This window comes from Roseateles sp. (genome assembly GCF_031397715.1).
In the GTDB taxonomy this organism is placed as follows: Bacteria; Pseudomonadota; Gammaproteobacteria; order Burkholderiales; family Burkholderiaceae_C; genus Paucibacter_A.
Genome location: NZ_JANNMI010000303.1, coordinates 1 through 7,291, shown reverse-complemented (window position 1 = coordinate 7,291; position 7,291 = coordinate 1). Strand labels below are relative to the sequence as shown.

At 65.2% G+C, this 7,291-nt stretch carries 7 protein-coding genes; 2 read left to right on the top strand and 5 right to left on the bottom strand.

Annotated features, from left to right (window positions below; genetic code table 11):
* A partial coding sequence (locus RMO57_RS13150; RefSeq protein ID WP_310387295.1) for an alpha-amylase family glycosyl hydrolase occupies positions 1–853 on the top strand: 853 nt, incomplete at its 5' end.
* Here the strand turns inward: RMO57_RS13150 and RMO57_RS13145 are convergent.
* The 4 genes from RMO57_RS13145 to RMO57_RS13130 form a co-directional block, all read right to left on the bottom strand.
* Positions 800–1,090 (bottom strand): N-6 DNA methylase, encoded by a 291-nt coding sequence (locus tag RMO57_RS13145; protein WP_310387293.1) that lies wholly within the window; start codon positions 1,088–1,090, stop codon positions 800–802. The two genes, RMO57_RS13150 and RMO57_RS13145, sit on opposite strands and share 54 nt — an antisense overlap.
* An 8-nt stretch (positions 1,091–1,098) precedes the next feature.
* Complete coding sequence (locus tag RMO57_RS13140; RefSeq protein WP_310387291.1) at positions 1,099–1,464, bottom strand: hypothetical protein; 366 nt, start codon at positions 1,462–1,464, stop codon at positions 1,099–1,101.
* A 206-nt stretch (positions 1,465–1,670) separates the two neighbouring features.
* On the bottom strand, positions 1,671–3,047 hold the full coding sequence (mnmE, locus tag RMO57_RS13135) for a tRNA uridine-5-carboxymethylaminomethyl(34) synthesis GTPase MnmE (RefSeq protein ID WP_310387289.1): 1,377 nt from the start codon (positions 3,045–3,047) through the stop codon (positions 1,671–1,673).
* Between the two features lie 564 nt (positions 3,048–3,611).
* Positions 3,612–5,093: a peptide MFS transporter gene (locus RMO57_RS13130; RefSeq protein WP_310387287.1), complete on the bottom strand. Its 1,482-nt coding sequence runs from the start codon at positions 5,091–5,093 to the stop codon at positions 3,612–3,614.
* 199 nt (positions 5,094–5,292) lie between these two features.
* On the opposite strand from RMO57_RS13130, the gene RMO57_RS13125 reads away from it, so the two are divergent.
* Positions 5,293–5,826 (top strand): MerR family transcriptional regulator, encoded by a 534-nt coding sequence (locus tag RMO57_RS13125; RefSeq protein WP_310387285.1) that lies wholly within the window; start codon positions 5,293–5,295, stop codon positions 5,824–5,826.
* Here RMO57_RS13125 and RMO57_RS13120 read toward each other — a convergent pair.
* Positions 5,819–7,291: peroxidase family protein (locus RMO57_RS13120; RefSeq protein ID WP_310387284.1), on the bottom strand; the 1,473-nt coding region annotated here is incomplete at its 5' end. The genes RMO57_RS13125 and RMO57_RS13120 overlap by 8 nt on opposite strands.

Genomic DNA, 7,291 nt, shown 5'->3' with positions numbered 1-7,291 from the left:
GCCCGAGAGCCGGCGCCTGACCAAAGATTTTCAGACGCTGATCAAAAGCTACCCGGGTCGCTACACGGTCTGCGAGGCCACCGCCAACCCCAAGGTCTACGCCGGCCCGCAAGTTTGTGGCAGCGCCTTCGCCTTCGGCCTTGAAGCCCAAGTCATCAAGGCGGCACGCGGCGAGGCGGACGCGATCAAGTTCGTGGCCGACTATTTTCTGAGCGCACCTGCCAGCATGGCCACCATGCTGGCCAACCACGACATCTTTGCCGGCGCCCGGGTTTGGGATCAGTTGAATGGGGATGAAGCCCGCTACAAGCTGGCGGCCGCCACCTATTTGCTGCAGCCCGGCACGCCTTTCATCTACTACGGTGAAGAAATCGGCATGGCGGGTGTGGCCGGCCTGCCCGGTGACGAACCGCTGCGCGCGCCGATGAGCTGGAGCGCCCGCGCCAAGGATGGCTTCAGCCGCAATGCCCAGACCTATCGCCCTTTTGCACCAAACATCGCCAGCCATAACGTTCAGACGCAGCAGCAGAACCCGGCCTCGATCCTGAACTTCTACAAAGCCATGCTGAAGCTGCGCAAGCAATACCCGGCCTTGGCGCGCGGCAGCTATGAGGCACCCAGCGCGCAGGGTCAGGTGTTGAGCTTTCAGCGCCGGCTGGGCCAGCAAATCAGCTTGGTGGTGATCAACTATGGCGGCGAGGCCGGCAGCGCCGGCGTGTCAGGCTTGCCGGCGCGGGCAAAATTGGCCGCAGCATACCCAGCGACCGGCATGCGCGTGCGCGCCGATAGCCAAGGTCGCTTAACGCTGCCTGCAGTTGCGCTGTCGGTCAATGTCTACAAGGTCGAACCATGAACCATACAAGCTGCTTGATTCTTCCGATCGCATTGGCGCCAGGCGGGATTTCTCGATCACATAGGCCAGGCGCTTCTTTTCCTTGCCGTAGAAGCTGCGCGTTTGCGGCGTGGCCAGGTGCTCGGTGGTGGTGGCCTTGGCACTGAGGTAGCCAAAACCCCCGCACAAGAAACCGGCCGAGCCGCAGGCGCCGTCGTAGATGCGTTCGCCGATCTGGGGTGCTGCCACTTCAATCATGGCGCGGATCAGCGGCCGGGGTGCGTGTAGCACTCGCCGCCGTTGCAGCCGGCGTTGCCCATATTCTTGATCTTGGCTTCGTACAGATGCGAGAGCTCATGCCTCTGCGTCTGCGAGCCAAAGCGCAGCTCGTCCACCAGCTCGTACACCAGCTCGATCACATCGCGCAAGTTGTCGCCGCTCTGCACCTTGTTGGTGATCTCGCTGAAGATCTCGCCGATCTTGGATTCGATCGTGTTCGGGCCGCTGGCGCGCTGCTTGAAGCCGGCCAGATGCGGAAAGAGGCGCTGGTTGATGAAGGCGCGCAGGTCGTCGCCGGTCATGGCGGTGTTGTGGTCGAGTTTGCCGTCGGCGCCATTGGGTGCAGCCGGCATCCTTGTGCAGGATGTCGTCGACATTCTTGAAGGTGGGTTCAAAAATGCGTTGGGTGTGAAGGCGGATGCGCGCGCTCGTGAAACTGTGCGCGAGTGTCACTGCAGCCTGAACGCTTTTCCAATCCGTGAGGTCGGAGCTGCTTCGCAGGTCCAACCCCCGCTAGCCAGTCAGGTCGGAGCTGCTTCGCAGGTCCAACCCCAAGTCATTATTTTCCTATACAGAACTTGCTGAAAATCTCCCCCAGCAGGTCGTCGGCGCTGAAAGTTCCGGTGATCTCGCCGAGCGCATCGTGCGCGAGGCGCAGCTCTTCGGCGAGCAGATCCAGCGCCGGGGGCTCTTGGTGCGCGACGGCCATCGCCAAGTCCAAATGCTCGCGCGTGCGCTTGAGCGCCTGGACATGGCGCTCGCGGGCGATGAACAGGCCTTCCGGCGTGGCATGCCAGCCGACTTGTTGCAGCAGGCGCTGGCGCAGCTCGGCCAGGCCAGCGCCTGACTTGGTCGAGAGCAGCAAGGCGCCATCCGGCAGGCCCGCGACCACAGCCGCATCGGCCTTGTTAAAAACCTGCAGGATGCGCTCGGCTGGCACATTAGCCAAGCGGGCCGAGATCAGCTTGTCCTCGGCTTCGTAGTCCGACTGGCCGACACGGGTCAGGTCGTGCATGAAGAGCAGCACGTCGGCGTCGGCAATCGCCTCCCAGCTGCGTGCCACCCCGATGCGCTCAACTTCATCATTCGTGTCACGCAAGCCGGCGGTGTCGCTGATGTGCAGGGGCACGCCTTCGATCTGGATGGTCTGGCTGACCTTGTCGCGGGTGGTGCCGGCCACCGCGGTGACGATGGCCAGCTCGGCACCGGCCAGCGCGTTCAAGAGCGAGCTTTTGCCGACATTGGGCTGACCGGCCAGCACCACCTTGATGCCCTCGCGCAAGAGCGCGCCCTGTTGCGTGCGGTCCAACACGGCCGCCAGACGCGCTTGCAAGCGGGCCAGCCGGCCCAGTGCGTCGGCCTGCTGCAGAAAGTCGATCTCTTCCTCGGGAAAGTCCAGCGTCGCCTCGACCAGCATGCGCAGCTTGATCAGCGCGTCGCGCAACTCGTTGACTTCCAGCGACAACGCGCCGGCCAGCGCACGGCCGGCGCTGCGGGCCGCCGCCTCGGTGCTGGCGTCGATCAAATCGCTGACCGCTTCGGCCTGCGCCAGATCGAGCTTGCCGTTCAGAAACGCGCGTTGGGTGAATTCGCCCGGCTCGGCCAAGCGGATGCCAAGCTCTCGGCCAGCCTCCAGGCAGCGCGCCAGCAGCAGTTGCAGCACCACCGGCCCGCCATGCGCCTGCAACTCCAGCACATGCTCGCCGGTATAGGAATGCGGCGCCGGGAACAACAGCGCCAGGCCTTGGTCGATGGCCACACCAATGGCATCGCAAAACGGCAGATAGGTCGCCTCGCGGGGCCGTAGCGTGCGCGCGCAGATGGCGTCAATCAGCGGGGTCAGGTCTTGCGCGGAGGAGACGCGGACGATGCCGACGGCCCCGCGTCCGGGGGCGGTGGCGATGGCAGCGATGGGGGCTTGGCGGGAGGACAGCATCGGGCAATTCTCGCCGATCGGCTAGCTGCATGAACCGGCGCCGGGCCGCCCCAAGCCGGTTCAGCGCCCCCTTGGGGGGCAGCGGCGGTACGCCGGCGCGTGGGGGCTAGAGAAGACCCGGCGCCGGGCCGCCTCAGGCCCCAGGGCCTGAGGCCTTTGCTGGGCACAAACAGGCCACTGGCCTATTTGAGTCCGGGCTCAGCCCCAAGCCGGTTCAACGCCCCCTCGGGGGGCAGCGGCGGTATCCCGGCGCGTGGGGGTTGGCGTATGGCGCGGGGGAGGCCGGATCAAGCACTCGCGTGAGTCTTGGCCGCTGGCCCAGTTCGCATCCCGGTTAACCCTCCACCGGTTGAGAAGCTCTGCCCCGCATGGCTTGATTGGAGTCCTTTGGGCCGAAAAACAATAGCCCCCCAGATGGGGGGAGCAGAGCCGCCATGTGATCTATTGCTCACCAGCGGATCGGCAGTGCGCGCCAGGCCACGCGGCGGCCCAGAACGAGGCCGGTGCCCGATCGGCGTCAGGCGCGCTTGTGCAGGCCCATCAAGCGACTCAGCAGCGGCGTGATCAGCAGCAGCACAATGCCGGCGCCGATCGCCATCGCGGCCAAGAAGGGATACAGCGGCAGTCCCGACCCCTCCAACATATGCTCCAAGGTACCGGCCAAATAGTTGGCGGCGGCCGAGGACAGGAACCACACGCCGAGGACAGGAACCACACGCCCATCAACATCGCAGCCAAGCGGGTCGGCGCGATGCGCGAGACCATCGCCAAGCCGACCGGTGACAGCATCAGCTCGCCAATGGTGTGGATGACATAGACGATGGCCAGCCATTGCGCGCCGACCTTGCCGTTCAGATCGGCCAGGTTTTGCGCCTGCGCCATCACCAGGAAGCCCAGGCCCAGCACGATCATGCCGAGCGCTTGCTTGGCGGTGTCGGGCAGCGCCAAGCGGCTTTGATCCAGGCGCGTCCAGATCAGCGCAAACACCGGCGCCATCATCACAATGATCAGCGGATTGATCGACTGGAACAGCGAGGCCGGCACGGTGAAGCCGAACATCTCGCGCTCGGTCTGTTTGTCGGCAAACAGGGTCATGGTGCCGCCGGCCTGCTCGAAGCCGGTCCAGAAGGCGATCACGAAGAACATCACGATGATGATGCCCAGCACCCGGCCCATGTCGGCGCGGGTCAGCGGCTCATGCTGTACGTCCTTGCTGGGCCGAGCGATCACCCACAGGATCGCGGCCACCACGCCGACATTGGCGAGCACGCGCACCGGCGTGGCCAAGGCGGCATGCAAGGGGCCGACGAAGGCCCAGGCGTTGATAACGCCATAAACCAGCGCCACGCTGGCGGCGGTCCAGGTCAGGATCAGGCCCAGATCACGCGTGCCGATCGCTTCTTGATGCGGCATCAAGCCGGCGCGGCCCAGCAGACGCTGGCCCCACAGCAGCTGGATCAGCCCCAAGCCCATGCCGACGCCGGCAGCGCCAAAGCCGTAATGCCAGCCCAGCTTCTCGCCCAGCGTGCCGGCCACCACCGGTGCCAGGAAGGCGCCGAGGTTGATGCCCATGTAGAAGATTGAATAGCCACCCGCGCGGCGCGGATCGTTTTCGCCGTTGTACAAATCACCGACCATCGAGGTGGTGTTGGCCTTGAAGAAGCCGTTACCGACAATCAACAGGCCCAGCGCCAGATGCAGCAGCGGCTCGAAGGCCATCGCAAAATGGCCCAGCATCATCACCGCGGCGCCAATCACCGCGGCGCGGCGCTTACCCAGGTATTTGTCGGCCAAGGCGCCGCCAATCATCGGGGTTAGGTAGACCAGGCCGGTGTACAAGCCGTACAGGGCGAGCGCATTCTGCCTGTCATAGCCGAGCGCGTTGACGAGATACAGCACCAACAAGGCACGCATGCCGTAATAGCTGAAGCGCTCCCACATTTCAGTGAAAAAGATCACCTTCAGACCGGCCGGTTGGCGCGTGCTTTGAGTGGCTGGCATGTCGGAGGCCTGGCCCGGCATGTTCGGAATCGTTGTGGCTGTCATGTGATTGACCCAATGAGAAAAATGCTTGTCACTTATCGCTAGTCGCTGGGCTTGTGGCCGCGTGGCGAGCGCGCATTGTCACCGCTGCGCGTCGCCCCCTCGGGCAGGCATAACCCCTGGGTGGGGGCAATAAGAATGGCGATTCCCTGTAGTTACTCCATGGATTCGGCTATGCTCCGTGCCGGAGGTCATACCCATCATGCGAATCGGAGCTCTGAGCCGAGCCACCGGCGTCGACATTGAAACCATTCGGTTTTACGAGAAAAGCGGCCTGCTGCCCGGCCCGGCGCGCAGCGAGAACGGCTACCGCGACTACGCTCAAGCGCATCTGGAGCGGCTGGCTTTCATCCGTCACGGGCGCGCGCTGGACATGTCGCTGGCCGATATTGGCCTGCTATTGGCCAGCTTGAATAGCCGCGATGCTGCGCAGCTGGCCAGCGTGGACGGCCTGGTCGACGCGCAACTGGCCCGGGTGCGCGCTCGTCTGGTCAGCATGCACGCCTTGGAGCAGCAATTGATGGCGCTCAAAAGCCGTTGCGACGGTCAGCACCGGCAGCATGGCACGCAGCGTGGCACACAGCAGGGCTGCGGCATTCTTGAGGAGCTGGTGGCGGCGGCGCATGGCGAGGCTTGCGCCTGCCATGTCGAAGAAGCACCGCGGGGCACAGCGGCGCTTGCAGAACCGGCCAAGCCCCGCCCCCGCCCCCGCCCGCCAGCACGCTCCGTTACTTGAGCTCGAATCGGTCCAGCTCCATCACCTTGCTCCAAGCTGCGGCAAAGTCTTGCACGAACTTCGGGCCTGAGTCGCTGGACGCATAAACCTCGGCCAGTGCGCGCAGCTGCGAGTTGGAGCCGAAGACCAGATCCACCACCGTACCCGTCCACTTCAGCGCACCCGAACTGCGGTCGTAGCCTTCCAACACGCCGGTCGAACTGGCAGACTTTTGCCACCGCGTGCGCATGTCGAGCAGGTTGACTAAGAAACCCGCGCACACGGTTTCGGGCCGCGCGGTGAAGACGCCGGGCGCGGCCGCGCCGGTGTTGGCGGTCAGCGCCCGCAGCCCACCGACCAGCACCGTCATCTCGGGCGCGCTCAAGCCCAGCAACTGCGCCTTGTCCAACATCAGCTCGGCGGCCACGCCTTCCAGCCCCGGCCGCACATAGTTGCGGAAACCGTCGGCTGCGGGCTCCAAGACGGCGAACGACGCCACGTCAGTCTGCGCTTGCGAGGCGTCCATACGGCCCGGCGCAAACGGCAGCGCCAGGTCTTGGCCGGCCAGCTTGGCGGCGACCTCAACGGCCGCGTTGCCACCCAAAACGATCAGATCGGCCAGCGAAATCTTCTTCGCGCCGCCGGGCTGCGCGCCGTTGAACTCGCTCTGCACGGCCTCAAGCTTGGCCAGCACGACGGCCAATTCGGCCGGCCGGTTGACGGCCCAATCCTTTTGCGGTGCCAGGCGGATGCGCGCACCATTGGCGCCGCCGCGTTTGTCACTGCCGCGGAAGGTCGAGGCCGAGGCCCAGGCGGTGCTGACCAGTTGGGCCGTCGACAGCCCGCAGCCAAGCAGCTTGGCCTTCAGGGCTTGGATGTCTTGCGCGTCGACCAAGGCGTGGTCGACGGCCGGAATCGGGTCTTGCCAGATCAGCACTTCTGGCGGCACCAGCGCGCCGAGGTAGCGCGCACGCGGGCCCATATCGCGGTGCGTCAGCTTGAACCAGGCGCGAGCAAAAGCGTCGGCGAAGGCCTGCGGGTTTTGGTGAAAGTGGCGCGAGATCTTCTCGTAGGCCGGGTCCATGCGCAGCGACAGATCGGCCGTCGTCATCATCGGCGCATGCTTTTGCGTCGGGTCATGCGCGTCCGGGATCATGTGCTCGGGCTTGACGTTCTGGGCCACCCACTGGTGCGCACCGGCCGGGCTTTTCGTGAGCGCCCACTCGTAGCCGAACAGCATGTCGAAGTAGCCGTTGTCCCAGGTCGTCGGGTTGGGCTTCCACGCGCCTTCGATGCCGCTGGTGATAGTGTGGGCGCCGACGCCGCTTTCGAAGCTGCTGACCCAGCCCAGGCCCTGCGCCATGATGTCGCTGCCTTCCGGCTCGGCCCCGACCAGCGAGGGGTCGCCCGCGCCATGCGCCTTGCCGAAGGTGTGGCCGCCGGCCACCAGCGCGACGGTTTCCTCATCGTTCATCGCCATGCGGGC

Bases quoted from the DNA above. Each gene is read 5' to 3' on its own strand.
- RMO57_RS13145 (WP_310387293.1), bottom strand. From the start codon at position 1,090: ATGATTGAAGTGGCAGCACCCCAGATCGGCGAACGCATCTACGACGGC.
- RMO57_RS13140 (WP_310387291.1), bottom strand. From the start codon at position 1,464: ATGCCGGCTGCACCCAATGGCGCCGACGGCAAACTCGACCACAACACC.
- mnmE (WP_310387289.1), bottom strand. From the start codon at position 3,047: ATGCTGTCCTCCCGCCAAGCCCCCATCGCTGCCATCGCCACCGCCCCC.
- RMO57_RS13130 (WP_310387287.1), bottom strand. From the start codon at position 5,093: ATGACAGCCACAACGATTCCGAACATGCCGGGCCAGGCCTCCGACATG.
- RMO57_RS13125 (WP_310387285.1), top strand. From the start codon at position 5,293: ATGCGAATCGGAGCTCTGAGCCGAGCCACCGGCGTCGACATTGAAACC.